Source organism: Sphingobacterium zeae, assembly GCF_030818895.1.
Lineage (GTDB): Bacteria > Bacteroidota > Bacteroidia > Sphingobacteriales > Sphingobacteriaceae > Sphingobacterium > Sphingobacterium zeae.
In genome coordinates this window covers 3,908,782-3,934,748 of sequence record NZ_JAUTBA010000001.1, presented here as the reverse complement: position 1 = coordinate 3,934,748, position 25,967 = coordinate 3,908,782, and the positions used below count along the sequence as shown (strand labels likewise).

General features: G+C 40.0%; 22 protein-coding genes and 1 tRNA gene. 15 read left to right on the top strand and 8 right to left on the bottom strand.

The window, feature by feature from the left end; all coding sequences use genetic code 11:
• The first annotated feature begins 16 nt into the window (after nucleotides 1-16).
• A complete protein-coding gene (locus QE382_RS16575; RefSeq protein WP_307186886.1) occupies nucleotides 17-883 on the top strand; it encodes an aminotransferase class IV in 867 nt (288 codons plus the stop codon).
• 51 nt (nucleotides 884-934) lie between these two features.
• Here the strand turns inward: QE382_RS16575 and QE382_RS16570 are convergent, their stop codons facing one another.
• Nucleotides 935-1,510 (bottom strand): NADPH-dependent FMN reductase, encoded by a 576-nt coding sequence (locus QE382_RS16570; RefSeq protein ID WP_307186885.1) that lies wholly within the window; start codon nucleotides 1,508-1,510, stop codon nucleotides 935-937.
• Between the two features lie 217 nt (nucleotides 1,511-1,727).
• On the opposite strand from QE382_RS16570, the gene QE382_RS16565 reads away from it, so the two are divergent.
• Entirely contained in the window at nucleotides 1,728-2,240 is a 513-nt protein-coding gene (locus QE382_RS16565) for a hypothetical protein (RefSeq protein ID WP_307186884.1), read from the top strand.
• 212 nt (nucleotides 2,241-2,452) lie between these two features.
• On the top strand, nucleotides 2,453-3,403 hold the full coding sequence (locus tag QE382_RS16560; RefSeq protein ID WP_307186883.1) for a polysaccharide deacetylase family protein: 951 nt from the start codon (nucleotides 2,453-2,455) through the stop codon (nucleotides 3,401-3,403).
• A gap of 102 nt (nucleotides 3,404-3,505) precedes the next feature.
• Here the strand turns inward: QE382_RS16560 and QE382_RS16555 are convergent, their stop codons facing one another.
• Complete coding sequence (locus QE382_RS16555) at nucleotides 3,506-4,087, bottom strand: PhnA domain-containing protein (protein WP_307186882.1); 582 nt, start codon at nucleotides 4,085-4,087, stop codon at nucleotides 3,506-3,508.
• Between the two features lie 281 nt (nucleotides 4,088-4,368).
• On the opposite strand from QE382_RS16555, the gene ypfJ reads away from it, so the two are divergent.
• Complete coding sequence (ypfJ, locus tag QE382_RS16550; RefSeq protein ID WP_307186881.1) at nucleotides 4,369-5,238, top strand: KPN_02809 family neutral zinc metallopeptidase; 870 nt, start codon at nucleotides 4,369-4,371, stop codon at nucleotides 5,236-5,238.
• Between the two features lie 104 nt (nucleotides 5,239-5,342).
• Here ypfJ and QE382_RS16545 read toward each other — a convergent pair whose 3' ends face one another.
• Nucleotides 5,343-6,323 (bottom strand): long-chain-fatty-acid--protein ligase, encoded by a 981-nt coding sequence (locus QE382_RS16545; RefSeq protein ID WP_307186880.1) that lies wholly within the window; start codon nucleotides 6,321-6,323, stop codon nucleotides 5,343-5,345.
• Nucleotides 6,324-6,591: 268 nt separating this feature from the next.
• Nucleotides 6,592-7,335 carry a 3-oxoacyl-[acyl-carrier-protein] reductase gene (gene fabG / locus QE382_RS16540; protein ID WP_307186879.1) on the bottom strand — a complete coding sequence of 248 codons (744 nt, stop codon included), beginning with the start codon at nucleotides 7,333-7,335 and terminating at the stop codon, nucleotides 6,592-6,594.
• 466 nt (nucleotides 7,336-7,801) lie between these two features.
• On the opposite strand from fabG, the gene QE382_RS16535 reads away from it, so the two are divergent.
• The 3 genes from QE382_RS16535 (at nucleotide 7,802) to QE382_RS16525 (ending at nucleotide 11,199) form a co-directional block, all read left to right on the top strand.
• Nucleotides 7,802-9,301, top strand: a complete 1,500-nt coding sequence (locus QE382_RS16535; protein ID WP_293880981.1) for a malate:quinone oxidoreductase — start codon at nucleotides 7,802-7,804, stop codon at nucleotides 9,299-9,301.
• Nucleotides 9,302-9,515: 214 nt separating this feature from the next.
• Nucleotides 9,516-10,133, top strand: coding sequence for a nicotinamide riboside transporter PnuC (gene pnuC, locus QE382_RS16530; protein ID WP_307186878.1), 618 nt, complete (start codon nucleotides 9,516-9,518; stop codon nucleotides 10,131-10,133).
• Nucleotides 10,108-11,199 (top strand): acyl-CoA dehydrogenase family protein, encoded by a 1,092-nt coding sequence (locus tag QE382_RS16525; RefSeq protein WP_307186877.1) that lies wholly within the window; start codon nucleotides 10,108-10,110, stop codon nucleotides 11,197-11,199. Before pnuC ends, QE382_RS16525 begins: the two co-directional genes overlap by 26 nt.
• A gap of 423 nt (nucleotides 11,200-11,622) precedes the next feature.
• On the opposite strand, the gene QE382_RS16520 is transcribed toward QE382_RS16525, so the two are convergent.
• Nucleotides 11,623-11,694, bottom strand: a tRNA-Arg gene (locus QE382_RS16520).
• Nucleotides 11,695-11,897: 203 nt separating this feature from the next.
• Nucleotides 11,898-12,800: a site-specific tyrosine recombinase XerD gene (xerD, locus tag QE382_RS16515; RefSeq protein WP_307188036.1), complete on the bottom strand. Its 903-nt coding sequence runs from the start codon at nucleotides 12,798-12,800 to the stop codon at nucleotides 11,898-11,900.
• 240 nt (nucleotides 12,801-13,040) lie between these two features.
• Between xerD and QE382_RS16510 the strand changes: the two genes are divergently transcribed.
• The gene (locus QE382_RS16510) at nucleotides 13,041-15,896 is read left to right on the top strand and encodes a M16 family metallopeptidase (protein WP_307186876.1); all 2,856 of its coding nucleotides are present in this window, start codon (nucleotides 13,041-13,043) and stop codon (nucleotides 15,894-15,896) included.
• A gap of 66 nt (nucleotides 15,897-15,962) precedes the next feature.
• On the opposite strand, the gene QE382_RS16505 is transcribed toward QE382_RS16510, so the two are convergent.
• Nucleotides 15,963-16,823, bottom strand: coding sequence for a sigma-70 family RNA polymerase sigma factor (locus QE382_RS16505; protein ID WP_209575686.1), 861 nt, complete (start codon nucleotides 16,821-16,823; stop codon nucleotides 15,963-15,965).
• 389 nt (nucleotides 16,824-17,212) lie between these two features.
• Here QE382_RS16505 and QE382_RS16500 point away from each other — a divergent pair, with 389 nt between their 5' ends.
• Entirely contained in the window at nucleotides 17,213-17,425 is a 213-nt protein-coding gene (locus QE382_RS16500) for a helix-turn-helix domain-containing protein (protein ID WP_307186875.1), read from the top strand.
• A 5-nt stretch (nucleotides 17,426-17,430) separates the two neighbouring features.
• Here QE382_RS16500 and fmt read toward each other — a convergent pair whose 3' ends face one another.
• Nucleotides 17,431-18,351 carry a methionyl-tRNA formyltransferase gene (fmt, locus tag QE382_RS16495; RefSeq protein ID WP_503167755.1) on the bottom strand — a complete coding sequence of 307 codons (921 nt, stop codon included), beginning with the start codon at nucleotides 18,349-18,351 and terminating at the stop codon, nucleotides 17,431-17,433.
• A 140-nt stretch (nucleotides 18,352-18,491) separates the two neighbouring features.
• Between fmt and QE382_RS16490 the strand changes: the two genes are divergently transcribed.
• The 6 genes from QE382_RS16490 to QE382_RS16465 all read left to right on the top strand — a co-directional run bounded on the left by QE382_RS16490 (nucleotide 18,492) and on the right by QE382_RS16465 (nucleotide 25,900).
• Entirely contained in the window at nucleotides 18,492-19,709 is a 1,218-nt protein-coding gene (locus QE382_RS16490) for an ABC transporter permease (RefSeq protein ID WP_307186874.1), read from the top strand.
• 115 nt (nucleotides 19,710-19,824) lie between these two features.
• Nucleotides 19,825-21,948 (top strand): cation:proton antiporter, encoded by a 2,124-nt coding sequence (locus tag QE382_RS16485; protein WP_307186872.1) that lies wholly within the window; start codon nucleotides 19,825-19,827, stop codon nucleotides 21,946-21,948.
• 26 nt (nucleotides 21,949-21,974) lie between these two features.
• On the top strand, nucleotides 21,975-23,237 hold the full coding sequence (gene icd, locus QE382_RS16480; RefSeq protein WP_307186871.1) for an NADP-dependent isocitrate dehydrogenase: 1,263 nt from the start codon (nucleotides 21,975-21,977) through the stop codon (nucleotides 23,235-23,237).
• Between the two features lie 55 nt (nucleotides 23,238-23,292).
• Nucleotides 23,293-23,550, top strand: a complete 258-nt coding sequence (locus QE382_RS16475; RefSeq protein WP_307186870.1) for a hypothetical protein — start codon at nucleotides 23,293-23,295, stop codon at nucleotides 23,548-23,550.
• A gap of 187 nt (nucleotides 23,551-23,737) precedes the next feature.
• Complete coding sequence (gene serC, locus QE382_RS16470) at nucleotides 23,738-24,808, top strand: 3-phosphoserine/phosphohydroxythreonine transaminase (protein WP_307186869.1); 1,071 nt, start codon at nucleotides 23,738-23,740, stop codon at nucleotides 24,806-24,808.
• A 144-nt stretch (nucleotides 24,809-24,952) separates the two neighbouring features.
• Nucleotides 24,953-25,900, top strand: a complete 948-nt coding sequence (locus QE382_RS16465; RefSeq protein ID WP_307186868.1) for a D-2-hydroxyacid dehydrogenase — start codon at nucleotides 24,953-24,955, stop codon at nucleotides 25,898-25,900.
• The last annotated feature ends 67 nt before the right edge of the window (nucleotides 25,901-25,967 follow it).

The following is a 25,967-nucleotide window of genomic DNA, read 5'->3' as shown; positions in this document are numbered from 1 at the left end:
TTAGAACAGAATTAAGATGCCAACAAACTATATTAATTTCAATGGCAATGTAGTGCCGGAAAATCAGGAAATATTTAGCATTGAGAATAGAGGTTTTCGTTACGGGGATGGATTGTTCGAAACCATGCTCTATAAGGATGGTGATATCCGTTTTCTAAATTTTCATGTTGAACGCTTACAGAAAGGCATGGAATTGATTCATCTGGACGATGCAAATCTTTTCGACGAATTTTTTATTCGTTCGCGGTCCGAAGAATTAATCCGTAAAAATAATATGTTGGGGCAACAGGTCCGTATCCGATTGATCGTATTTAGATCAGGGGGCGGGCTGTATAGTCCGACAAGTAATAAGCCCGGTTTTGTTTTGCAGGTACAACGGCTAGAACCCAATCTGCGTGATAAGAAGGTGGGACTGATCGTAGGCTTGTACAATGAATTTAAAAAACCGTATAGCGATCTGTCAAAAATTAAGTCTTTAAATGCGCAGATTTATGTGCTGGCCGGTATTTATAAAAAGAAAATGGCCTTTGACGATGTATTGATCCTAAATCAGGAGGGCTACTTATGTGAATCACTGACATCCAATATTTTTGTCTTTTATGAGAAAGTACTTTATACCCCTGCGCTGTCCGAAGGATGTATCGAGGGAGTTATGCGTAGGGTAGTAATGGACATGGCACAAGATGAAGGTATCGAGGTCGTTGAAGCCCAAATAAGCCCCGAGATTATGAAACGGGCCGATGAGATTTTCTGTACCAATGCTGTACAGGGTGTGCAATGGGTGATGGGGTATAAGCAAAAGCGCTACTTCAATAAAATATCCCGTATTCTACAGGAAAAACTGCTTGCCTGGAACTATGATATCAGTGATGAGCAAGACTAACACGGTAGAGTAGTAGTGCCAAAAGAGGCGAGAATTAAGAAAGGGCGGGAATTAATCCTGCCCTTTGTTAGTTATAAACTGCTCAGCCCATTGCTCAAATGCTTGTTTAAAGCTGTGTAGAAAATCCTTGGTTTCTCCGGATTCAATTTTGCCGTCAGATCCGATACTTGACTCAATATCACCAATATATGCTTCGGGTTGTTGCATTGTCAAGAGATTAACGAATACAAGGGATTGCCGGAGATGATGATTGGCACCAAAACCGCCCAACGCCCCAATTGAAGAAGATATTACTGCAGCAGGTTTGCCATCCCAACTGTTCTTACCATAAGGTCTTGATCCTACATCAATTGCATTTTTCAACACAGCAGGAACTGAACGGTTATATTCTGCCGTGATAAAGAGCACTGCGTCCAATGCATTAATCTCCTGACGAAATCTTGTATAGCTAGCCGGCGGAGTGCCTTCATCATCGAAATCCTGATTATACAAAGGGAGATCGCCAATATCGATCAGGCTATAGCGAAATTTAGATTCCTCCTGATCAACGATATACTCTGCAATCTTTTTGTTAAACGAGTTTTTTCTTAAGCTACCAACCAATATACCTACGTTATATATGCTCATCGTATTTATTATTAAAGTTTCTGTTATCTATTTATTTGAACAACATAGTATCCAATAATGTTTTTACTTTATTGCAAATAATGCAGGTGTTCAACCTGTTAATAATGAGTTTTTTATTGATTGGTTAACAAAAATTAACATTTCGATTTTAATCTTTTGCATACAGTTTGTTGTCGTATTGTAAAGAAGAAATTACAAACTAAGGGAGGAGTTACTTATGAAAAAATTGCTTTATGCAGCTGCTATCATTGCAGGCCTTTTTACGGCAGATGCTGCCCAGGCGCAAGTCAGTATTCGCGTCAACATCGGAAGTCAGCCTAATTGGGGCCCAGTAGGCTATGATTATGCCCGCTATTATTATATTCCAGAGTATAATATGTATTACGATGTGCCCACGAGATGTTATATTTATTACGACAATGGCGGCTGGGTAAGGAGAGCTAACCTTCCTAGAAGATATAGACACTATGATTTTTACCGAGTACACAAGGTGGTTATCAACGACCGTACACCATGGCATCATCACGACCGATATAGAAGTCGTTACGGGGGCTACCGCGGAAGACAGGTAGCAATTCGCGACAGCCATCATGGCGGTGGGTATTCCTTTGCGAGCGAGCGCCGCAAAGTGAGCCGCGGACATTCATGGAATGAAGGCCGTCGACACGATAGAGGACCTGGTCATCATGGACGCGGTAAGGGGCATGGACCTGGAAAGCACAGGCACTAATTTGTTACATTGAAATACAATCGTTCAATTGAAATACAAGTTCAATTGAAGTAAAAAGAAGAATCTATAAGGCCATAGATTCTTCTTTTTTTACGCCCAAATAAATTAAGAAACATAATACCTTGATTCATAAAAATTATCTTAATTTTGCGCTACAATAAACCTATAGGAGCTACATGTAGTCTTCACGATAGGTTTTTGAAACAATAGTAATGCGTAAGTTAATTTTTGTAATGAGAAAAGGGATTCGTTTAGGTGCTGTATGGATAGGTTTGGGGATAGTTAGTTTAGGATTATATGCCTGTGATCAAGGTGGGAAGAGCAAGGTTCAAAATAGTGATACTACGGATGATTCCATCCCAGCCATAAAAGATAGTTTAGTTACGGTGCAGGACTCGATCACTAACGTGGATTCCTTACAAAAAGATACCATTGCTAAAACGGAAGAAGATAAGCCCTTTAAAAGCGCTAAAGATACAACCGTATTATTGACCGATACTGTTTCTCCGCGCTATATATATCTTACTTTTGACGATGGCCCTCTGAATGGAAGTCAGTATCTTGATTCCATTGCAACTGCCAAGGGTATTAAAATCAATACTTTTCTGATTGGACATCATGATAAAATGAGTAAAAAGCTGCACAGCTATACCGAACGTTACAAGAATAATCCTTTAGTTGATTGTTATAACCATAGTTTTTGGCATGCGCACGACAAGTATACTGTATTTTATTCCAATCCGCAGGCTGCTTTTGAGGATTTTGAACATGCTGAGCAATCCTTGGGGCTCGAGCATAAAATCGTGCGATTGCCGGGAAGAAATATTTGGTATATCGGAGACCGTAAGAAAGTTGATTTGAAAACAGGGGGAACAACGGCCGAGTTACTGCATCAAAATGGTTATAAGGTCATTGGTTGGGATTGTGAATGGAAAATTAATGGTGTGACGGGAAAACCAGACTTGTCGGTAAATCAGTTATATACCCAAATGAAGAATCTACTTCGTAAAGGAACGTCGTATACGAAAAACAATGTGGTACTGTTGACACATGATAATATGTACCAGACTAAAAAAGGACAGCGACTTTTATCAGATTTAATCGATAGCCTAAAACAACATCCAAACTATCACTTTGAGTTTGTGCGAAATTATCCCAGATAGTGAGAATAGTTAAAACAAATAAAAAGGTATAAAAGCGAAAGGCTTAAAAAGAGTGGAGTGACCGTCTCTTTTTAAGCCTTTCACTTTTGAAAGAGGCGATACTTAGTTTTGCTTACGCAGGTATTTGGTTAAAATAACGATCGTCTGACCTTCAATCTTTCCTTCAATCTGCTCAATGTTGTTAGCTACCAATCTGATATTCTTCACAATTGTACCTAACGTGGCTTTAAGAGAAGAGCCCTTGACGTCGAGTGTTTTTGTTAATACAACCGTGTCACCTTCAAAGAGTCTTTGACCAATGCTATCTTCATGAAAAGAAACATAGCCATCATTTTCGTGGTCGCCGGTTTTTTTGGCTTCAGCCAACGTTTCATCGTCCAAATATAAAATATCCAATGCTTCCGATGCCCAGCCTTCATTTTTTAACCGGCTTAACATCCGCCAGCATACAATTTGTACAGCCGGATTTTCAGACCACATCGCATTTGGAAGAAATTTCCAGTCTTCGGGATTTAATTGTTCTGTCTTATTAAGCTGGTTGACTAATTTTTCTGAAATCAGTAAGGTATTGTCAAAATTTGCCGTTATTTCTGGAGGTAGTGTATAGGCAACTAATGTCGATTCATTGCCCGTTAATTCACATTTTCCACCAGCTCTCCCCTGTAATTGTTCTTCTAACTTCATATCTTATTTTTGAAAGTCCAAACTTAGCCAAATTTGTTCTGATGAACAATGACCAATATCACAACTTTACTAATTTTGGCGCTTCTGTTCCTATTTTAGTGCATTGTTTTGGATGATGAAAATCTTTCGATACCGTAGAATTGACGGGCCAAAAAAATGTTGGCATGCAAAAAGCATTACAATTTTTTTCTTAAAATAAAACCTTTGTATGTAAAACATTGGTATTGAATTTGTATTAGTCCAGCTTTGGAAACGATTATTAACTATAATTTAGCGATACTATGAAATGGCAAGGAGGAAAACAAAGTGGTAATTTTGAAGACCGCAGGGGGATGTCGGGTGGTGGAAAAATAGCATTAGGTGGAATAGGGGGGATTATTGTTTTAGTCATAGGATTTCTGATGGGAGGAGATCCGACGCAACTTTTACAACAAGCCCAGAATATGGGGGCGCAGACCGAACAGTCGGGGCAGCCACGTGAGCTAAATCCTGAAGAGAAAAGACTAACAGAGTTTTCATTGACTGTGCTCCAAAGTACCGAAGACGTTTGGACAAAGCTATTTAAAGAGCAAATGCAGAAAAACTATACACCAACAACACTTGTGTTTTACGATGGTGGCACGCAAACAGACGGTTGTGGTATGGGGCAGGCGTCTTATGGCCCTTTCTATTGTCCTGGTGATCAAAAAATTTATCTCGATTTAAGCTTCAGTAAAGAGTTGTCAGATAAATTTGGAGCAAAAGGAGAATTTGCGATGGCTTATGTGATAGCACATGAGGTTGGACATCATATTCAGCAACTGGTTGGACTATTACCCCAAACCAATGCAGCACGCGGTAAGCTCAGTGAGCGGGAAAATAATAAAATCTCTGTCATGACCGAACTACAGGCGGATTTTTATGCGGGCGTATGGGCACATTATCTCAACGAGTATACCGATATAAAAATTGATTATAACGATATTATGGATGGCATGAAAGCGGCTGAAGCGGTCGGCGATGATAAGCTGCAAACAGAAGCACAGGGTTATGCTGTACCAGAATCATTCACCCATGGGACATCTGCACAGCGTATGGCCTGGTTTAAAAAAGGATATGATTCTGGGGATATGCGATCGGGTAATACCTTTGAGGATCCAAGCCTGAAATAAGCGTCGATTTCAATGAGAACACTTGATCACACCATGGTCAAGTGTTTTTTTAGTTCAGTACCGGTAAAGCGCAACAATGCTGCCATATACGCTTTTTCAAATCCCTATTGAACCAGCAAGTTGCAACCCCGTATATCACTTTGGTCAAACCGACCCAATATTTCAAACGATCCATCCGCGTGTACTTTTCCTAGATCCTGTGTTGCGATAAACGAACAGGAATAGCGATTCGCTAGATCGATAACATTAATTCCTCCAGATTTATTCGAAGGAATCAAACTCAATGGATCATTGGTATCCCGGATCAGTATTTTCATCCATTTGGGTAGCTGAAAAATTCCTTGACCAGAGGAATAGCCCTGAGATAGTAGTTCCGTCATCCCATATTCAGAATGAATTCCGACCACACCGAACGCTTTTTCAAGAAGCTGATGGATTTCTTGTTTGACCATTTCCTTGCGCTTTCCTTTCATTCCTCCTGTTTCCATAATGATTAATTCTGGAAAATCGAAGGCATATTGTTCAATAAAATCGAGAAGGGCATACGTCACTCCGAAGAGTATCGTCTTCGTTCCTTTATTTTTGAGCCGGACAAGTGTTTCGTATAGCTCTTGATGGTTATACAGAAAGTAATTGTTTTCAGGCTGATCACTTTGTTTCATAAGATCGTCAACCATATATATCAAAGAAGATCCACTTCTCTCGAGGTAAGAAGGGAGAAGTGCGAGTACGGCAATATTGCTCAAAGGGCCATAGAAATCTTCGAAGATCCGACGAAAGGTATGTTCATAAATATTCAGGTCGGCCACAAAATGTTTCGAGGTCAGCATTCCCGTCGTTCCGGAGCTGGAAAAGACCATTTCAGCCTCCATTCCTTCGGTGATAACCTGTTGGGTTTTGAAAAATTCAATAGGTAGGAAAGGAATCTCGGTATAGTGTTCAATAACGGCTTTATCCTTTCCCAAGATGCGGATATAGTCCCGATAAATTTTGCAATGCTGGCTTTGGAATTGGTAGGTCTCTAAACACTGCTGATTAAAATCATACTCGGTTTTAATCTCAAAAAAGTCCTTCCAATTCGTCATAGCATTTAAAAATTTGATAGACAAAATTAACTAAAATTTGGAAACATTAACAGGTCTTATTGTTTCAGTTTTATCGGATGCGTAGTGAAGTTGAACGATAGCATAGCCGATAAGCAGGTGCAGGCAAGAATTCTTGCGGCTGAGCTGCAGCGCGCGTGCTCAATTGTGTACGATAGGTATGTATTGAAGCTGCTAGGAAAGCGCATGCCATACATATCGTGTAACAAGCTCAGATCCAATATAAAAAAGCATCTGAGCTTGTTTATGTTTATAGCATACCGCCGTCAACAGGAAGAACCTGGCCGGTTACGTACGCCGATAAGTCGGATGCTAAATAAAGACAGGCATGAGCAACATCTTCCGGCTGTCCCGCGCGTTTCAACGGAATTCCTGCTTCCCATCCGGCAACAACTTTCGGATCCAATACATCCGTCATTTCCGTCCGTATAAAACCTGGAGCAACAACGTTAGCACGGATATTACGCGAACCTAATTCTTTTGCCACAGATTTTGTGAACCCGATAATACCTGCTTTTGAGGCAGCGTAATTCGCCTGACCAGCATTTCCCTGAACACCCACTACCGAAGACATATTAATAAATGAACCTTTGCGGTTTTTCATCATAATTTTTGAAGCTGCCTTGGTGACGTTAAACACCGACTTGAGGTTGACATTTAAGACATCGTCCCAATTTTCTTCAGTCATACGCATCAATAAGCCGTCTTTTGTGATACCCGCATTGTTTACAACAATATCCAGTCCACCGAAATCGGTAACAATGGAATTGATTAATTGTTCCGCTTCTTCAAATTTTGAAGCATCAGAACGATAGCCGATTACTTTCGTACCGAAAGCCTGAAGCTCCTGTTCTAACGCCTGTCCTTTTTCGACAGAAGACAGATAGGTGAAAGCGACGTTAGCACCATGTTGTGCAAAAACTTCTGCAATTTTCCTTCCGATTCCTTTCGATGCTCCTGTTATTAAAGCAATTTTTCCTTCGAGTATTTTCATCTGTATAAGTTATTTATCTTTAATTATTTACGATACGACATAGATCCATCGTTCCGACTTCCTCCCGCGTTGCGCTTCCTACACATTATGGAGATCAATACGACACGGGCGCTTTCCTTCGGTCGCTATCTAGCTATGCCACAGCGATTCTTTTTTTTATTTTTTATCCCTGTCGCTTATAGACATTTTGCAAAAATGTTAAAACTATATTATAACACAAAATCTTTCGATAAATAACGGTCTAAATTAGCAGAACATTATGCCTTCAGCTGATGTTTACAAAAGCGTTGCTTGCTATTTTTTTAGCGAACGGATTTAGTGTTTAACAGTAAGCGTTTACTCACTTTATATAATTTTAATAAATCCATGGTATTTTTGAATAAGTGCTTCTAAAAAGTACAGTTTTTTGACAAAAGACTTGGACGTTTATCAAAAACTATATTAAATTTGCATCAATCACAAAAACATGAGCAAAAAATCAAATAAAGAAGTTGACGTTGTTCTAATCGGCGCCGGTATTATGAGTGCTACTTTGGGTACTCTAATCAATGAATTAAGCCCAGACGTTAATATTGAAATTCTTGAGCGTTTGGATGTTGTGGCTGCTGAAAGTTCAGACGCTTGGAATAATGCTGGCACGGGTCACTCTGCCTTATGCGAGTTAAATTATACGCCCGAACAGAAAGATGGTTCTGTAAAGATTGATAAAGCAGTGAAAATTGCTGAGCAATTTGAGGTATCTAAGCAGTTTTGGTCCTACCTTGTTGATAAAGGCATCATTACCCAGCCTGAAAATTTTATCCGTAGTATTCCACACCTGAGTGCGGTTTTTGGTGAAAAAGATGCTAAATTTCTAAAAACAAGATGGGAAACGTTAACGACCCAAAACTTGTTTAAGGGGATGGAGTATACCGAAGATGCTGAATTGCTGAAATCATGGATTCCATTGATGATGGAGGGGCGTGCTAAAAACGAAAAGATTGCTGCAACGAAAATGGATCTTGGTACAGATGTCAATTTTGGCTCATTGACACGTGATTTGATCGCTAATCTTGCAAATAAAGAAAATATATCCATTTCGCTAAACCATGAAGTCATTGACATCGAACGTGAAGATGATGGCCGTTGGGAAGTGGAGGTTAAAGATTTAAAAACAGGAGTAAAGAGAGAAATCAAAGCGAAATTTGTATTTATTGGTGCTGGTGGACACTCCTTGCTGTTGTTGGAAAAATCTGGAATACCAGAAGCAAAAGGGTATGGTGGCTTTCCGGTAGGAGGCCAATGGCTTCGTTGCGTGAATGAGGAGATTATTAATGCCCACCACGCCAAAGTGTACGGCAAAGCCTCTGTAGGTGCTCCACCGATGTCTGTGCCGCATTTAGATACGCGTTATATCGATGGCAAACAAGCTTTGTTATTTGGGCCTTATGCGGGCTTTTCAACAAAATTCCTCAAACAGGGGTCTTATTTCGATCTACCGGCTTCGATCAAGTTGTCGAATATCCGACCGATGCTATCTGCCGGACTTGATAATTTGCCCTTGACCAAGTATTTGATCACAGAAGTCATGAAATCTCCGAAAGATAAACTGGAATCATTGAAACAATTTATGCCCACAGCAAAATTGGAGGACTGGGTTATCGAGAAGGCGGGACAACGGGTTCAGGTGATCAAGAAAGATGAGAAGAGAGGTGGAATTTTGGAATTTGGAACCGAGGTCGTTTCTAGTTCAGATGGCTCTATTGCCGCGTTATTGGGCGCTTCTCCTGGCGCTTCTACCTCTGTTGCTATTATGATTAGTTTGCTGAAGAAATGTTTCCCTGAGCGTGCTAAATCAGATGAATACCGCAAGAAGTTACGTGAGATGATACCATCACACGGTAAATCATTGAACGATGATGCACAGCTTTGTAAAGAAACACGTATACGCACACATAAGGCGTTGAAATTAATCGATATCGATTAATCAGTTCGACCGCCAATATACTTGAGGGGTGCTTCGAACGGCTTTGGCCGTTCTGGGCTGAGATTATACCCAATAAAAGCGATTGTTCCTCTTTGTACAATCGCTTTTATATACCTGATCCAGGTAATGCTGGCGTAGGGATTTAATTTCAATAAAAACAGCTTTTTTCCCCGAAGGTTTATTATAAGCTCATACGCACTAATAAACAATTCGAATGAATCCCGAATCTATTATCGAAGCTTTTATAAAACAGATGCAACAAGCTACACTGGCAGAATGGCTAGGAGCTTCTTTCGGCATTCTGCAAGTCTGGTTTTCGCGGCAAAATAAATCAATCCATTATATTTTTGGAATTATAGGCATACTGATATCCGTATATGTATTATTTCACGCAAAACTGTATGCTGAAATATTGCTGCACCTGTATTATTTAGTCATGAGCATTTATGGCTGGATCTATTGGAAATATAGCAGTGATGCCGCTACGCCGATAACGCATTGTGAAAAGAAAGATTGGTGGATAGTAAGCTTTATCTGCACCGCTGGTTTTCTGTTGTTCTATTTTGGATTGGTGCACTTAACCGACTCGGATGTTCCACTATGGGATTCTGCCGTTTCTTGTACCGCTTGGGCAGGAATGTGGTTGTTGGCAAAACGTAAAATAGAAAATTGGATACTGTTGAATATTAGCAATCTAATGGCTATTCCGTTATTGATCCATAAAGGATTGTTTCTTTATTCCGGACTGACTTTGTTTTTATTTGTGATGGCATTTAGTGGATATTTAAATTGGAGGAAAATCATACGTGAAGAGAGATATGCAACTCAATAGCGCGGATATTGCCATTCTGAAAGACAGTCAGGCAAAAGGTATTCAGCAGAAATCCTTGTCGGATGAACAGTTGGAGCTAATCTATCGCAGAAAATGGTTCAAAATCTGGATTCCCGTTGAATTGGGGGGATTAGGTTTAACGGTGCCCGAAGGTCTCAATGTATTGGCTGATTTAGCGTATTGGGACGGCGGGCTGGCCTGGACAGTTACATTATGTTCGGGAGCAAATCTTTTTGTGGGTTTTATTGACCCCGTTTTAGGTGATCAAATTTTTAAAGCGGAACGCGTTTGTTTCGGTGGTAGCGGTCAGGCATCTGGCACAGCAACGCGCGATGGTGAACATTATCGACTCACAGGATTTTGGAAATACGCCACTGGAGCTCCCCATTTAACCCATTTTACGTTGAATGCAACGATTCAGGAAGCGGGCAAACCCGTATTGGATGATAAGGGAGATCCAATTATAAAATCATTTTTTGTCGATAGGGAACATGCGCTGGTTCATTATGATTGGGATACCTTCGGATTAGAGGTGACTGCCTCGCACTCTTTTTCGCTGCAGGACGTTCTGGTTGATGGTAAACAGTGTTTCGAAATCAATGCGGCAAAAAGCACACGCAGTGATCTACGCTATCAATATCCCTTTATGCCTTTTGCTGAGTTGACCTTGCTGGCCAATTTTATCGGGATGTATAAGCGATTTCTGGATTTGATTGAAAAACTGTTTGTGTTAAAAAGTAAAGCCTCCAAATGGGAACAGGCGGCTAGTAAAGCTGCTTTCGGCATGCTCGATGAACTTCAACAGGATTACATAATACGAAAGGATGCTATCTTGAATTTGGCTCATCATTCTTGGGATAACCTCGGTAATGGAATCGATAATACCACAATTTATACGCAAATAGCCACGCAAAGCCGTGATCTTGTGTCTTCCATTTTAACGAATACCGTTAAACTCTATCCTCAGGCAGGGATTTTGGGGGCGGCCGTTGACCAAGAGATCAATATCATCTTCCGAAATATTTTTACTGCTTCACAGCATAAGTTGTTGCAAAAAAGTATATAAAGAAAAGCTTTTTTAAAGAATTTTTTGTTACAAATGCTGGGTTATCTACAGATTTTCCGCTGCTAATTTTTGATGTGCCAAAAGAAAACCAATTGGTAACCAACTTGACCCTTTTTGCAGTGCTTGCTCAGTGCTCGTTCAGTGCTTACTCAGTGGTGATTCAGTGACGAGTGAACAAGCACTGAATCACTACTGGTTAACAATTGTTCTAAGGCTGTGCTTAGGGGTAAATTAGTGTTAGGATATCTTCTTTCTAATTGGTATCTTAGCTATTTTTTGCCATGACATAGCCAACTGATTCGCACGCATGGCGGAATTTTTGCCGTTAAGGAATCCTGAGGAATATTAAAATGGCGAAGTCAACATGGCGCTGGATTAGGTATATAAAAAAAGGAGGCAATTTCTTTGAAATGTCTCCTTTTGTGTTCCCGGCGGGGGTCGAACCCACATCGTCAGAACCGGAATCTGAAATTCTATCCATTGAACTACGGGAACGTCCCGCAAAGATATACTATTTTCTAGATCTAACAAATATCTTTACGATAAAATTGAAACTTTTAGCAGGCAATTTTTAGCGATAATTAGCGCCGTTTTTTTGCTTCTTGATTTCAGCAGTTCCTCATTTTTTTAAGTCGGTGCTAATGATTTGTTTATGCATACTTCGGATCGGAAAAAGGTGACAGTTGACAGCAGGTTGGTTATGACCGTGGGTGGTATTGCGTGATTACGGAATGCAGGTAATCCCTGTCTATATGCGTATATATTTCGGTAGTGGTAATACTTTCGTGCCCGAGCATGTCCTGTACAGCCCGCAGATCGGCCCCGCCCTCCACTAAATGAGAGGCAAAACTATGGCGGAAGGTATGTGGGCTAATATTTTTCTGTAACCCTGTTTTTAGGGCAAGTTCCTTGATGATCAAAAAGATCATGACCCGGGATAATGCAGCTCCTCGTCTGTTGAGGAATAAGATATCTTCATTTCCCGGTTTAATCTTGATGTGAGGCCTGATGGTTTCCAGGTAGATGCGAAGGTGTTTAATGGCATGTTGACCAATTGGTATGAGACGCTCTTTGCTTCCCTTCCCTTCGACTTTGATAAATTCTACATCTAAAAATAGATTGGATAGTTTGAGTGTGATAAGTTCAGAAACACGAAGGCCACATCCGTATAAGATTTCGATGATTGTTTTATTTCGTTGGCCCTCAGATGAAGAGAGATCGATTGCAGAAATCAATTGATCGACCTCCTGTATACTTAAAACGCTGGGCAGCTTGCGTGCCAATCGCGGTGCCTGAATGAGGTCTGTCGGATTGTTGCTGAATTCATGCTCAATCATCAAAAAGCTAAAAAAGGTTTTGAGTCCAGATATCAATCTCGACTGCGTGAAAGGTGAAACATTGAATTGCTGCAGCCAAACCAAAAATTCCTGAATATTTTTTCTCGCTATGGTGTTTAAAACCAATTGATTGTCTTCGCAATAAATCTGAAATTTGGATACATCATTTAAGTAAGCATCAATAGAATTTGCACTTAAGCCTCTTTCAAACTTTAAGAATTGTTCGAATTGTTTTTTGATGACGTTCCAGTTTCTAAAATCCATTTGCAGCAAAATTACAATTAACTGTCGTTCTTTTTGAAAGATATTCAGTATTTTTAAAACGGTTTCTACAGCGTGAACCACATCCAGTAAAAGCGGCAGCGGCATACTGTTCAATAAGGTGTTGGAGAATAATCGTAGTAATCTATATTTTATGATTTATCGGAACATTGATCTCCAGTTCCGTTTTACCCTAATAGCAAACAATTGATAAAAATAACTGAAAAAAAAGAAATTTTTTCTATGAAATTCATTAAACCATTAGCATTAGCTTTTCTATTACCAGCTACCTTTTATGTAGCGGAAGCAACAATGCCAACCACGTTAACTGCGGAAGCGCGAGCGATTCTATCGCAAGATAGTTTAACTTTGAATCAGAAATTACCCTTCGACAATGAAGTGGTTACAGGTAAACTCAAAAATGGATTTACATACTTTATTCGTAAAAATGGTGAGCCAAAAGGCCGTGTTACGATGTATTTGGGCATGAAAGCAGGCTCTATTCTGGAAAATGAAAAGCAGCTGGGATTAGCGCATTTTTTGGAGCACATGAATTTCAATGGTCTCAAGCATTTTCCGAAAAATGAATTAGTTAATTATCTGCAAAAGGCCGGGGTTCGCTTTGGGTCGGATCTGAATGCCTACACCAGCTTCGACCAGACCGTTTACCAATTACCAATTCCTTCTGATGACCCTGAACTTTTGAGAAATGGTTTGCAAGTCATGCGTGACTGGGCCCAAGATGCGCTATTGGATGGCGAGGAGATCGATAAAGAGCGCGGAGTTATCTTAGAAGAGAAGCGCGGAGGGAGAGGAGTGCAACAACGGCTCCAGGATCAATATTTTCCAATGTTGTTGAATGGTTCACTTTACTCCAAACGCTTACCAATAGGTACCGAGGAGATACTTAAAACATTTCCTTATTCGGAAATACGCAAGTTTCACCAAGACTGGTATCGTCCCGATTTACAAGCCTTAATTATTGTCGGAGACATTGATCCCAAAGAAATGGAAGAACGGGTGAAGGTGTTGTTTGCCGATATGAAAATGCCCAAAAAAGCATTGGAACGTAAAAAATACCGGGTAGACCTGTTAAACAAAAACCAGTTTTTAGCAATTTCAGATCCAGAGTTACCGTATACGGTGGCTCAGATTCTCATCAAAAGCGAAAAGGATAAAGTTGAAACTGTGGGAGATTACCGAAACGAACTTTTGAAAAGTGTTTTCAACAAGATGATCGCTGGTCGTTTTTCTGAATTGATGCAACAGCCGAATCCTCCTTTTATGCAAGCCGGTGGAAGTATTAGCGATTTTTTGGCTAACCTTAATACCTTTTCATTGTTGGTTGTGCCTAAGCCCGGGGAGCTTGAGTCGGGATTTAAAGCTATGCTAACCGAATTTGAGCGCATCCAAAAGTATGGTTTTACGCAAACGGAGCTGAACCGTGCCATTGCAGATATGAAAAAAGGTAATGAGATGTCTTTTATCGAACGCGATAAAAAGAAATCAGATAGCTATGTCAATCGTTATCTCAATTATTTTATCGATGGCGAACCTGCTTTAAGCAATGAAGATGCCTACCGCCTCACTAAGCAGCTGCTACCGACTTTAAAATTGGCTGAGGTCAACGGCTTGGTAAAAAAATATTATACCGATCTGAATCGCGATGTATTGGTGATGGCACCCGAAAAAGATAAAGCAACCTTACCTACTGAAGCTGCGGTAATGAGCTGGGTAAAAGCAGTTGAAGAGAGCCAGGTTGCAGCTTATGATGATAAAGTTTCTGATCTTCCGTTGCTCTCAAAAGAACCCGTGAAAGGTGAGGTGGTATCGTCTAAAAGTATTGATGCCGTTCAAGCAAAAGAATTGACATTAAGTAATGGCGTAAAAGTGATCCTTAAGCCTACAGACTTTAAAAACGATGAGATCCAGATCATGGCGTATAGCCCGGGCGGAACCTCACGCTATAGCGACGCGGATTACTTTTCGGCGGCCAACGCATCTTCTTTAATTGATGCCAGTGGTGTAGGACAAATGAGCAACATTGAGCTCACAAAGTACCTTTCAGGAAAGGATGTTTCCATCTCTCCATACATCTCCGAACGTTATGAGGGTATTTCAGGCCGTACAGATAAAGAAGGTTTAAAGAGCGCTTTTGAATTGATTTATGCTTATTTTACAGAACCTCGTTTAGATCAGGATATTTTCCAGAGTACAATGACCAGAGCAAAAGGATCTTTGGAAAATAGATTAAGCAACCCCAATAATGTGTTTTCCGACAAAGTGAAAGAAGTATTGTACGGTAATAATGTTCGCCGTCAAAATCCAACGGTCGAAATGATCAGCAAAATCGATAGGGAGCGTGCTTTGGCGATTTATAAAGAACGCTTTGCCGATGCCTCTGATTTTGTGTTTACCATCGTAGGTTCGTTTGACGAAAATCAAATTAAGCCTTATTTAGAAACTTATCTCGCTTCTCTACCGATTCAAAAAAGGAACGAGAGTTACAAAGATCTGAATATTGTGGAGCCGAGCAAAGGCGAACGCGTAGTTGTTCATAAAGGCAAAGAAGAAAAGGCGAGCACACAACTGGCGTATTATGGAGACTATAGTTTTGGAGAAACTGAAAATGTCAATATGGAAGCTCTAGAAAGTGTGTTGACGATCAAATTACTTGAACGACTTCGTGAAAAAGAAGGTGGTGTTTATGGTGTTGGGGCTCAGGCAAGTTTCAGTAAGCTACCGAAACCCCGCTATGCATTTTCTATTGGATTTGGTTCGGCAGTTGATAAGACAGATGCCTTAATCGCTTCGGCATTGGATGAGGTGAAAAAGATTCAGGAACAAGGGCCCGACAAAGGTGATCTGGAGAAATTTCTGGCAGAGCAACTGCGACAAAATGAGTTAAATCTTCGTGAAAATAGCTATTGGTTGAACTACATATCCAGCTCTTACCAAAATGATCTTGATCTTATGCGCTATTCGCGCAGGTTGGATAATTTGAAAAAGGTGACGCCAACGTCCGTACAGGAAGTTGCAGGAAAATATTTGAAAAAGGATCGACTTTTCGAATTTATTTTGATGCCGGATTCAAAATAGGAGGTACATAAAAAATCCCAATCATTTCTGATTGGGATTGCCAAAATTTTTAATAAATATCTCTTATTAACCCAAGTAGGATTTTAAGATTTTGCTTCTTGAAGTGTGTCTCAAACGTTGGAGAGCTTTGTCTTTGATCTGACGAACGCGCTCACGTGTTAAACTGAATTTCTCTCCGATTTCCTCAAGAGATAGTTGGTGATTGGAACCTAAGCCAAAGAAAAGTACGATAATTTCACGTTCTCTTTCTGTTAATGTCGCCAACGATCGTTTGATTTCTTCAGATAGTGATTCATCGATCAACGAACTGTCCGTATCCGGATCATGGTTTTCCAGTACGTCCAAAAGTGTGTTTTCTTCACCCTGAACAAAAGGAGCATCCATAGATACATGACGCCCAGAGTTACTTAAGGTATCCGAAACTTTGTCTACTGTAGTTTCAAGTATATCTGCTAGTTCTTCTGGAGACGGCTCTCGTTCGTATTCTTGTTCTAGTTTTGAGAAAGCCTTACTGATTTTGCTCAATGAACCAACTTGATTCAATGGCAGACGTACGATACGTGATTGTTCAGCAATTGCTTGAAGAATAGATTGGCGAATCCACCAAACCGCATAAGAAATAAATTTAAACCCCTTTGTTTCGTCAAAACGTTTCGCTGCTTTAATTAAGCCCAAGTTACCTTCGTTGATTAAATCACCTAAGGTTAAACCTTGATTTTGATATTGTTTTGCTACTGATACGACGAAACGAAGGTTGGTTTTAGTCAATTTTTCCAAGGCAACTTGATCACCTTCACGGATGCGCTGTGCTAATTCAACTTCTTCTTCTGCTGTAATTAAGTCTACTTTACCAATTTCATGTAAGTACTTGTCCAAAGACTGTGACTCACGATTGGTAATAGATTGTGTAATTTTGAGCTGTCTCATTAATTTTTATTAATTCTCCTCTCTAAGAAATGTTTGCGAAAATACGAAAAATTTTTGAATTATTAATGGAATACTGATTAACTAACCACTCATATTTAACGAGTTAGGTTCCTCTCAAATGGAATTTTAAGCTATCAAAAACTATTCCATTTTAAAGTTTTTTTTCTTATATTTACCAATAATTGTATTCAACTATTTGACTGCTAAAGTGCTAAAGGGTTTAATTTTTTTCTTATTATTGACAATTTAACGGTGCGATAGTTGATTGATGTTGCAATTCTAATTTTTCGAAATTTATTTTAAAATGATAATTTTATGATAAAACAAAACTCTGTGTGATTTTGTTTTACCAATGACATTAATAAAATTTAAAGAATAAAAATTATATTATGCCAATCTTAATTCACTTGGATAGAATAATGAAAGAGAAAAAGATGTCACTCAATCAATTGAGTGAAAAAGTTGGAATTACACTGTCTAATCTTTCAATCATTAAGAACCAAAAAGCAAAGGCATTGCGACTAGACACCCTTGAAGCGATATGCAAAGCATTGGACTGCCAGCCTGGCGATCTATTGCAATACGATGATGGTGGTGACTAGAAAGGCTAAAATCTATAGCCTTTTAGAAAATCCACGACATGCATTCTTTTTTTGCCTTCGAGCTGAAGGTCAGCGATAAGTAGGTAGCCATCTTGAGTCGCAATTTTTAAAAAAGTTTTTTTATCGGTGGTCAGTGTGCCCGGTACTGTTGGGGTATGGACAGTTTCTTTTTTCGCATCATAGATTTTTAATACCCTTTCATTTAACAGTGTGAATGCAGCAGGGTAGGGGCTTAAGCCACGAATGAAGTTGTAAACCGTTTCTGTTGGTTGATCCCAATTTATTTTACAGTCTTCTTTAAAAATTTTTGGCGCATGTTTTAAAGGCTCGTGCGTTACAATGACTTCTTGTGGCTTAGGCTGTAAATTTCCTGCTTGTAATTGTTGGATCGTTTGGAGAAGCGTTTCTGCCCCAGCAGCCATGAGTTTGTCATGAAGATCGCCCGCATTATCGGTGTCTTTGATCGTTACTTTTTTTGACAGTAAAATATTGCCGGTGTCGATTTCGTGTTGTAGTAAGAAGGTGGTTACTCCGGACTCTTTCTCTCCATTTATAATCGCATGATTGATAGGCGCTGCCCCTCTATATTGGGGTAGAAGAGAGGCATGTACATTGATTGTTCCAAACTTAGGCATATTCCACACAACCTCAGGAAGCATGCGAAAAGCAACTACAACCTGCAGGTCAGCTTGGTAACTCCTCAGTTCGTTTAAAAAAGATTCGTCACGCAACTTGACCGGCTGGAGAACAGGAATGTGATGTTGCTGAGCAAATATTTTTACGGCCGACTCGTGTATCTTTTGTCCACGCCCAGCAGGTTTGTCCGGAACGGTTACTACAGCTACGACCTGTTCGCCAGATTCAATAAGTGCCTTCAGTGAAGCGACAGCAAAATCGGGAGTACCCATGAAAATAATACGCATCATATTTTTTTTAAAACTCTATAAGCAAGTGTCGTAACGGGTCCTGGAATGACCTGCTACAAAAGACCTAATTATTTGTCATTTCAGTTTTGAGACTAACAAATTTTTATAACTTTGCGAAGTTACATAAATATATTTAAAGCTTGAATTTTCCTTATTTTTTAGCAAATCGAATTGCATTTTCTGGAAAAAGAACGTTTTCAAAATTGATCGTTCGGGTAACTATTGGTGCTATTGCTCTTGCAATTGCAGCGATAATTATTTCTATTGCAGTATTGCGTGGATTCAAAGACGAAATTATAAGTAAGCAAAGAAGTTTTTTTGCAGATGTATTGGTGCTACGTTACGACCTCAATAAGTCATACGAGAATGCGGCCATTTCGCTTACGCCAAAGCTTCAAAAGTCAATACTGGCTATTCCCGAAGTGACTTCGATCAGTTCTTTTGCTACTAAGGCAGGAATTATTAATGTAAACAATGAGGTTGAAGGCGTAGTGCTCAAAGGTATCGATTCATTGTATAATAAAAAGCCCTTTCAGCGTATGTTGATTGAAGGGAATATGATAGACTTTAAATCAGACGATGCCGATAATCAGATTTTGGTATCCAAGTATCTTGCAGATCGATTATTGTTGAAAGTTGGTGATGACTTTATTATGTATTTCGTTCAAGACCCCATCCGTAAACGTAAATTTGTCATAAAAGGAATTTTTAATACGGGATCTGAAGAGTTAGATAAGGTTTATGTGATCGGATCGCTCCATGTGATCCGCAAACTAAGTAACCTCGACGATCATGAAGTGGGCGGTTATGAGATTAGAATTAAAGATTTCAGCCAGCTTGCACAGACAACCAGTAAGGTGGAAGATCTGTTGCCTATTGACATGCAGGCCATCAATATTAAGGATCAGGTGCCGGATATCTTTCAGTGGCTGGAATTGTTAGATATGAATACCAAGATCATTTTTATATTGATGACTGTCGTCGCTATCATTAATATGATTTCAGCACTGTTGATCACCATTCTCGAGCGCACATCAATGATCGGTATTTTAAAGGCACTCGGGTATCACAATGCTGGAATTCGTCGGGTCTTCATGTATAGTGCGCTGTACCTGATCGGTCTTGGATTATTAATTGGTAACCTGATCGGTTTGGGCTTCTATTTTTTACAGGACTTTACCCACTTTTTTAAATTGGACGAGAAAACCTATTACATCTCCTATGTCGCTGTTAAGCTGCAGTGGTCTGATGTGATTTTAGTCAATTTGGCCGTTGTAGTTATTGGGATGATTTCATTGTTCATTCCGTCTATGTTAATTACCAAGATTAATCCAATTAAGGCAATTTCTTTTAAGTAGCACTATTTTTAGACATCGCATTCTAAAAAAAATCGTATTTTTAGTGCTGTTAACTATTTTTCGAGCTGTATAGAAAAATAAGTAGTTATGTTTTACGGATAGTATACAAGCACTTATGAATAAAACTTTTGAGCATATTTCCCACGCTTTCGAAGCGCCTTTACAAAATCCTGTACTTATATTTTCTCTGGTACTTTTTATTATACTTCTATCACCTATTGTGCTGCGCCCGATTAAAGTTCCGGGTATTATAGGATTGATTATATCGGGTGTGATTATTGGCCCACATGGACTAAATTGGCTGGAGAAAAATTCGGCTATTACATTATTTTCAACAATAGGTCTTCTTTATATCATGTTTATCGCCGGCCTCGAGTTAGATATGAATGAATTTAAAAAGACCAAGAACAAAAGTCTCCTTTTTGGATTCCTGACATTCATTGTTCCGATCAGCATTGGCTACCCGGTTTGTCACTTTTTACTCGGATATGGTGTATTGCCAAGCTTATTGATTTCGAGTATGTTCGCTACCCACACATTGGTTTCGTATCCCATTGTAAACAGTTATGGTATTTCGAAGATGGAAGCTGTTGCCATTACGATCGGTGGAACAATCCTGACGGATACGGCTGTGTTAATTATACTTGCTGTTATTACGGGAGTGTCTCAGGGGAACATTGGAAATGAGTTTTGGATAACACTCGCAATTTCCTTCGCCATCTTCCTGTTTATCATGTTTGGTGTTATTCCACGCATTGCAAAATGGTTTTTTGAACGTCTAGGGAGTGAAAAGACTTCCAATTATATTTTTGTCCTTTCCGTGGTATTTTTTGCTGCTTTTTTAGCTGAAATTGCCGGTCTAGAGCCTATTATCGGAGCATTCGTAGCAGGTTTGGCCCTAAATAAACTGATTCCTCACTCCTCCGCTTTAATGAATCGGATTGAGTTTATTGGGAATGCAATTTTTATTCCCTTTTTCTTGATTTCGGTAGGGATGATTGTCGATGTGAGTGTGATTCTGAAAGGTCCACAAGCGCTTATAATTGCGGGGACGCTCACGGTTGTGGCAATCGTCGGAAAATATGTGGCGGCCTGGCTGACACAGATTGTTTTCAAGTATAGCCGTGGTCAGCGCAATCTAATATTTGGGTTGAGTAGTGCGCATGCTGCGGCGACATTGGCCGTTATCATGGTTGGCCATAAGAATGGAATTATCGATGAAAACGTACTTAATGGAACGATCTTGTTGATTTTGGTTACTTGCATTGTCGCAACTGTGGTTACGGGGAATGCTTCACGTAAAGTGGTGATGGACGGAGAACAGGATGAAGAACATACGGATGTAGTGAAGGAAAAAGACGAAAACATTCTCATATCAATCGCTAATATGGATAATATGGAACCTATTCTTGATTTTTCAACCTACATAAAGAGTAAGAAGTGTTCGTATCCTGTCAGTATTGTCTCTGTTGTGAAAGACAACGAACAAGCTCAGTTGAACATGTCTAAGGCGCGAAAAAATCTGGATAACATGGTGCGTTATGCTTCTGGCAGCGAGACAAGTGTGAGTATCAGTGCAACAATAGACCTGAATATTGCCAGCGGAGTAGCGAGGTCTGCAAAAGAAGTTTCTGCCAATTGTATTGTTTTGGGCTGGCCGAGTGCAGCCAATTTTATGGATAAGTTTGTCGGGGAGAAAACGGAAAGTATTTTAAATCGAACGTCAGCGAATGTAATGTTATGCCATTTTAAAAAGCCCTTTATCTCCAACAAGTCCATTATCGTTTTTGCTCCGCCCATGTGCGAGGCCGAATTTGGTTTTGAGTACTGGCTGGAAAAGGTTGTTAAGCTTGCTCAGGAATTATCCATTCCCATCACGTTTGTTGTCGATGAGCGCTCTGCTGCAGCGATTGAAGAACATCTTGTTGAGTTGAAAAATTCTGTTCCCGTTACTTTTAAGCATTACAATGCCTGGGACAATTTGCAGGGACTTAAAGCGTTTAAGGAAGAAGGGGCGATGTTCATTTTCGTTTCTGCCAGGAATGGTGAGGTTTCTTATCGCGATTCATTGGATGGCCTAGCAAAGAAATTAGATCGGATTTATGCAAACGAAAATCTTGTTTTGGTGTTCCCTAGTAGGATTGAAAATGCGCACATCGATGTGTATGAAGATGTAGAAGCTGCTCCAATCTTTAGAAAGATTAGCAAAGAAATCGGAAATATGTTTAATAAGGGATAGTAATTTGTCCGTTAAAATTGAAGGTTATGTCAAATAAGATTACAATGTCAAGCGAAGGTGTCTTGCAGGTGCCAGATTTCCCAACAATTCCTTTTATTATCGGTGACGGTATAGGTCCGGACCTTTGGCATGCGGCCGTTCGTGTGTTTGATAAGGCGGTAGAGAAAGGGTATGGTGGACAGCGTAAAATAACATGGAAAGAGGTGTTGGCAGGAGAGAAGGCCTTCAAAGAAACGGGTGAATGGCTGCCAAAAGAAACGTTGAATATATTGAAAGAATATCTGGTCGGCATCAAAGGGCCGCTAACAACACCTGTAGGAGGAGGTATTCGTTCGTTAAATGTTGCATTGCGCAAGGATTTGGATCTCTACGTCTGCCAGCGCCCTACTAAATGGTTTAAAGGAGTTCCCTCGCCTGTTAAACATCCAGAATATGTGGATATGGTTATCTTTCGGGAAAATACAGAGGATATTTATGCGGGGATCGAATTTCAGGCGGGTACAGCCGACGCCAATAAACTTCAAGATTTTTTGCACGATGAGCTTGGTATCGACTATGGTTTTTCGGCGACTACAGGAGTCGGTGTTAAATTAGTGTCTGAGGAAGGGTCTAAGCGATTGGTTCGCGCAGCGATAGCGCATGCTCTTCATCACGGTTTACCTTCCGTGACGATCGTTCACAAAGGGAATATCATGAAATTTACCGAGGGGGCGTTTAAGTTATGGGGCTATGAGGTTGCTGAAAATGAATTTGCCGACCATACGTATACCTGGGGGCAGTGGGAGCGCACAAAAGCTGATAAGGGTGAGGAGGCTGCCAATCTCGAGCAGAAAGATGCGCTGAAATCGGGAAAAATTTTAATTAAAGATATCATCGCTGATAATTTTTTACAGCAAATTCTGCTTAATCCACGTGATTTTTCGGTGGTCGCTACATTAAATCTGAATGGTGATTATATTTCAGATGCATTGGCGGCAATGGTAGGGGGGATAGGTATAGCTCCCGGGGCGAATATCAATTTTAAAACTGGGCATGCCGTTTTTGAAGCGACCCATGGTACTGCGCCAAGATTTGCCAATACCGATACCATGAACCCCTCATCTGTAATTTTGAGCGGTGTCATGTTATTGCAATACCTGGGCTGGAAAGAGGCTGCGGATGCAATTGTCAAGGCGTTGAGCGAGACAATAATGGCCAAGACGGTGACGATCGATTTTTATAATTTAATGGATGATGCGACATTAGTCAAAACAAGTGAATTTGCGGATCGGATGATTGAAAAAATATAAGCATTTTATTTTTTGAGATATTAAGCAGAAATTAGTATAAAATTTCTGCTTTTTTATGGATTATAATCAACTTCCGGTTTTTGTAAGGGAATCGAATATTTTTACTGAAAATGATAAAATTAAGTTAGCTCAGATCGAACGTTTACCTACGCCGCAGGAAGTCGATGAGATCACGAGCCTTCCCGAAATTTACGAATTGTTAAATGCCTTTATTGGCGATCAATCCGCCCGTAATACCCATCTGCAGTTAAAAGCGAAGGATTATTTACAAGAGAATCAGTTAGATATGGCCTGGCGTGTACTGCTTATCTGATGTTTTTCGCATTAGATTTGGTATTTTTTGTGCGATCTTTTTATTGAAATCATTTGTAATTTTTTAAATTTTCAATAAAAAAACAGATTAGTTGAAAAATATATAATTTTATTTTAACTTTGGTTTTTAAAACAATAGATTGCTTAGCTAGGGTTAAACAAAAGCAATCAAACAAACTATAACATCAATGAAACATAATTTTGGAGCAGGTCCATGTATTCTGCCAAAGGAAGTATTTCAACAAGCCTCAGAAGCTGTAATTGATTTTAACAACACCGGTTTATCAATTTTAGAGATCTCTCACCGTTCCAAAGAGTTTGAAGCAGTGATAGATGAAGCCACACAATTAGTAAGAGATTTATTGGCAGTGCCGCAAGGATATTCGATTCTTTTCCTTCAGGGCGGGGCCAGCTTACAATTTGCGATGGCACCTTTGAATCTTTTACCTGAAGGAGGTAAAGCCGCATATTTGGATACTGGTGTGTGGGCGACAAAAGCATTAAAAGAAGCCAAAAAATTTGGTACAGTAGATGTTGTCGCTTCTTCTATCGATAAAAATTATTCCTACATTCCTAAAGGATATGTTATTCCTTCGGATGCAGCATATTTCCACTACACCGCTAATAATACTATTTATGGCACGGAAGTCTTTGAAAAGCCTGCCACGACGCTACCAGTGGTGGTGGATATGTCTTCAGATATTTTCTCACGGGAAATCAACGTAGCAGATTACGATTTGATCTATGCAGGAGCGCAAAAAAATATGGGGCCTGCTGGTGTTACACTTGTCATTGTCAAAGATGATAGGCTAGGTAAGTCAGGACGTGTTCTTCCATCGATGTTGGATTATCAATTGCAGATAGCTGGTGGTTCAATGTATAATACACCGCCTGTATACTCCATCTTTGTTTCGATGTTGAACCTACGCTGGTTAAAAGCAAAAGGTGGTGTGCCCGTATTGGAACAAGAAAATATCATAAAAGCACGTGCTTTATACGATGAAATAGATCGTAACCCATTCTTTAAAGGCACTGCTGCTGTAGAAGACCGCTCTCGTATGAATGTAACGTTTGTAATGGATACACCAGAGCTGGAAGCTGAATTTTTGGCTTTGGCAAAAGAACGCAATTTGATCGGCATCAAAGGTCACCGTTCGGTCGGTGGATTTAGAGCTTCCATTTACAATGCGCTACCGTTAAGTAGTGTGAATGCACTGATTGATGCGATGAAAGAATTTGAAGACACCCATACTGCCTAAAGCCGTATACATGTTGCTGAAATTTAAATAGTGGCAAGCAAACCATGACTTTAGATGAAGAATTAACGAGGTTAGATCTTTTCAGGTGATAGGATCTTCGGATAAGTTGAATGTTACTGATACTTTTAAAAACGATTTATAAAGATGAAAATATTAGCAAATGACGGTATCGATCCACTAGGAAAAAAAATGTTGGAGGATGCTGGTCATACGGTAGATACAAATCATATCCCACAGGAGGAGCTTGCAGCAAAGCTACCTGCCTATGATGCAATTACGGTGCGTAGCGCAACAAAAGTTCGCCAAACCCTGATTGATGGCTGCCCTAATTTGAAAGTGATCGGCCGTGGTGGAGTCGGCATGGATAATATTGACGTAGACTATGCCCGCTCAAAAGGGATTGCTGTTGTCAATACTCCTGCAGCATCTTCTTTATCAGTTGCTGAGTTGGTTTTTGCACATCTATTGAATGGTGTACGATTCTTATACGATGCCAACAGAAAGATGCCAGTTGAGGGCAACACAAAATTTGGCGCCCTTAAAAAAGCATATGGTGCCGGTACGGAGCTTCGTGGTAAGACGATCGGCATCGTTGGATTTGGTCGTATCGGTCGCGAAGTTGCAAAAATCGCCATTGGTCTGGGGATGGATGTGGTTTACACGGATTTGTTCGAAGGACCAAAAACATTGACCATAACACTTTCAGGTGGTATCCAAGTTGAGGTACCTATTCAACAAGTGGACATGGACGAGCTATTGAAAGTTTCTGATTTTATCTCTCTACACGTTCCATTTTTGGATAGACCAGCGATCGGAGCTGCAGAGTTCCCATTATTGAAAGATGGTGTTGGCTTGGTTAATGCCTCGAGAGGTGGTGTTATTGATGAATTGGAATTAGTGAAAGCATTGGATTCGGGTAAAGTTGCATTCGCCGGTTTAGATGTATTCGATAATGAACCTACTCCACGCGAAGAGATCTTAAAACATCCAAAAATTTCGTTGACGCCACATATTGGAGCGGCAACCAATGAAGCCCAAGAAAGAATCGGCGAAGAATTGGCCGGTCTACTGATCGAAAACTTGAAGAAGTAATTCTTCCGCATAACATAAAGGTATGCGGCACAAAACTTTCATGATTTTGTGCCGCATTTTTTTTAAT

Excerpts from the sequence above, each read along its gene's own strand:
- QE382_RS16465 (WP_307186868.1), top strand. The coding sequence starts at position 24,953 with ATGAAAATATTAGCAAATGACGGTATCGATCCACTAGGAAAAAAAATG.
- QE382_RS16500 (WP_307186875.1), top strand. The coding sequence starts at position 17,213 with ATGCCAATCTTAATTCACTTGGATAGAATAATGAAAGAGAAAAAGATG.
- ypfJ (WP_307186881.1), top strand. The coding sequence starts at position 4,369 with ATGAAATGGCAAGGAGGAAAACAAAGTGGTAATTTTGAAGACCGCAGG.
- xerD (WP_307188036.1), bottom strand. The coding sequence starts at position 12,800 with ATGGATTTTAGAAACTGGAACGTCATCAAAAAACAATTCGAACAATTC.
- QE382_RS16485 (WP_307186872.1), top strand. The coding sequence starts at position 19,825 with ATGAATAAAACTTTTGAGCATATTTCCCACGCTTTCGAAGCGCCTTTA.
- QE382_RS16510 (WP_307186876.1), top strand. The coding sequence starts at position 13,041 with ATGAAATTCATTAAACCATTAGCATTAGCTTTTCTATTACCAGCTACC.
- QE382_RS16475 (WP_307186870.1), top strand. The coding sequence starts at position 23,293 with ATGGATTATAATCAACTTCCGGTTTTTGTAAGGGAATCGAATATTTTT.
- fabG (WP_307186879.1), bottom strand. The coding sequence starts at position 7,335 with ATGAAAATACTCGAAGGAAAAATTGCTTTAATAACAGGAGCATCGAAA.
- QE382_RS16555 (WP_307186882.1), bottom strand. The coding sequence starts at position 4,087 with ATGAAGTTAGAAGAACAATTACAGGGGAGAGCTGGTGGAAAATGTGAA.
- QE382_RS16560 (WP_307186883.1), top strand. The coding sequence starts at position 2,453 with ATGCGTAAGTTAATTTTTGTAATGAGAAAAGGGATTCGTTTAGGTGCT.
- fmt (WP_503167755.1), bottom strand. The coding sequence starts at position 18,351 with ATGATGCGTATTATTTTCATGGGTACTCCCGATTTTGCTGTCGCTTCA.
- QE382_RS16535 (WP_293880981.1), top strand. The coding sequence starts at position 7,802 with ATGAGCAAAAAATCAAATAAAGAAGTTGACGTTGTTCTAATCGGCGCC.
- QE382_RS16575 (WP_307186886.1), top strand. The coding sequence starts at position 17 with ATGCCAACAAACTATATTAATTTCAATGGCAATGTAGTGCCGGAAAAT.
- pnuC (WP_307186878.1), top strand. The coding sequence starts at position 9,516 with ATGAATCCCGAATCTATTATCGAAGCTTTTATAAAACAGATGCAACAA.
- icd (WP_307186871.1), top strand. The coding sequence starts at position 21,975 with ATGTCAAATAAGATTACAATGTCAAGCGAAGGTGTCTTGCAGGTGCCA.
- serC (WP_307186869.1), top strand. The coding sequence starts at position 23,738 with ATGAAACATAATTTTGGAGCAGGTCCATGTATTCTGCCAAAGGAAGTA.
- QE382_RS16545 (WP_307186880.1), bottom strand. The coding sequence starts at position 6,323 with ATGACGAATTGGAAGGACTTTTTTGAGATTAAAACCGAGTATGATTTT.
- QE382_RS16565 (WP_307186884.1), top strand. The coding sequence starts at position 1,728 with ATGAAAAAATTGCTTTATGCAGCTGCTATCATTGCAGGCCTTTTTACG.
- QE382_RS16505 (WP_209575686.1), bottom strand. The coding sequence starts at position 16,823 with ATGAGACAGCTCAAAATTACACAATCTATTACCAATCGTGAGTCACAG.
- QE382_RS16570 (WP_307186885.1), bottom strand. The coding sequence starts at position 1,510 with ATGAGCATATATAACGTAGGTATATTGGTTGGTAGCTTAAGAAAAAAC.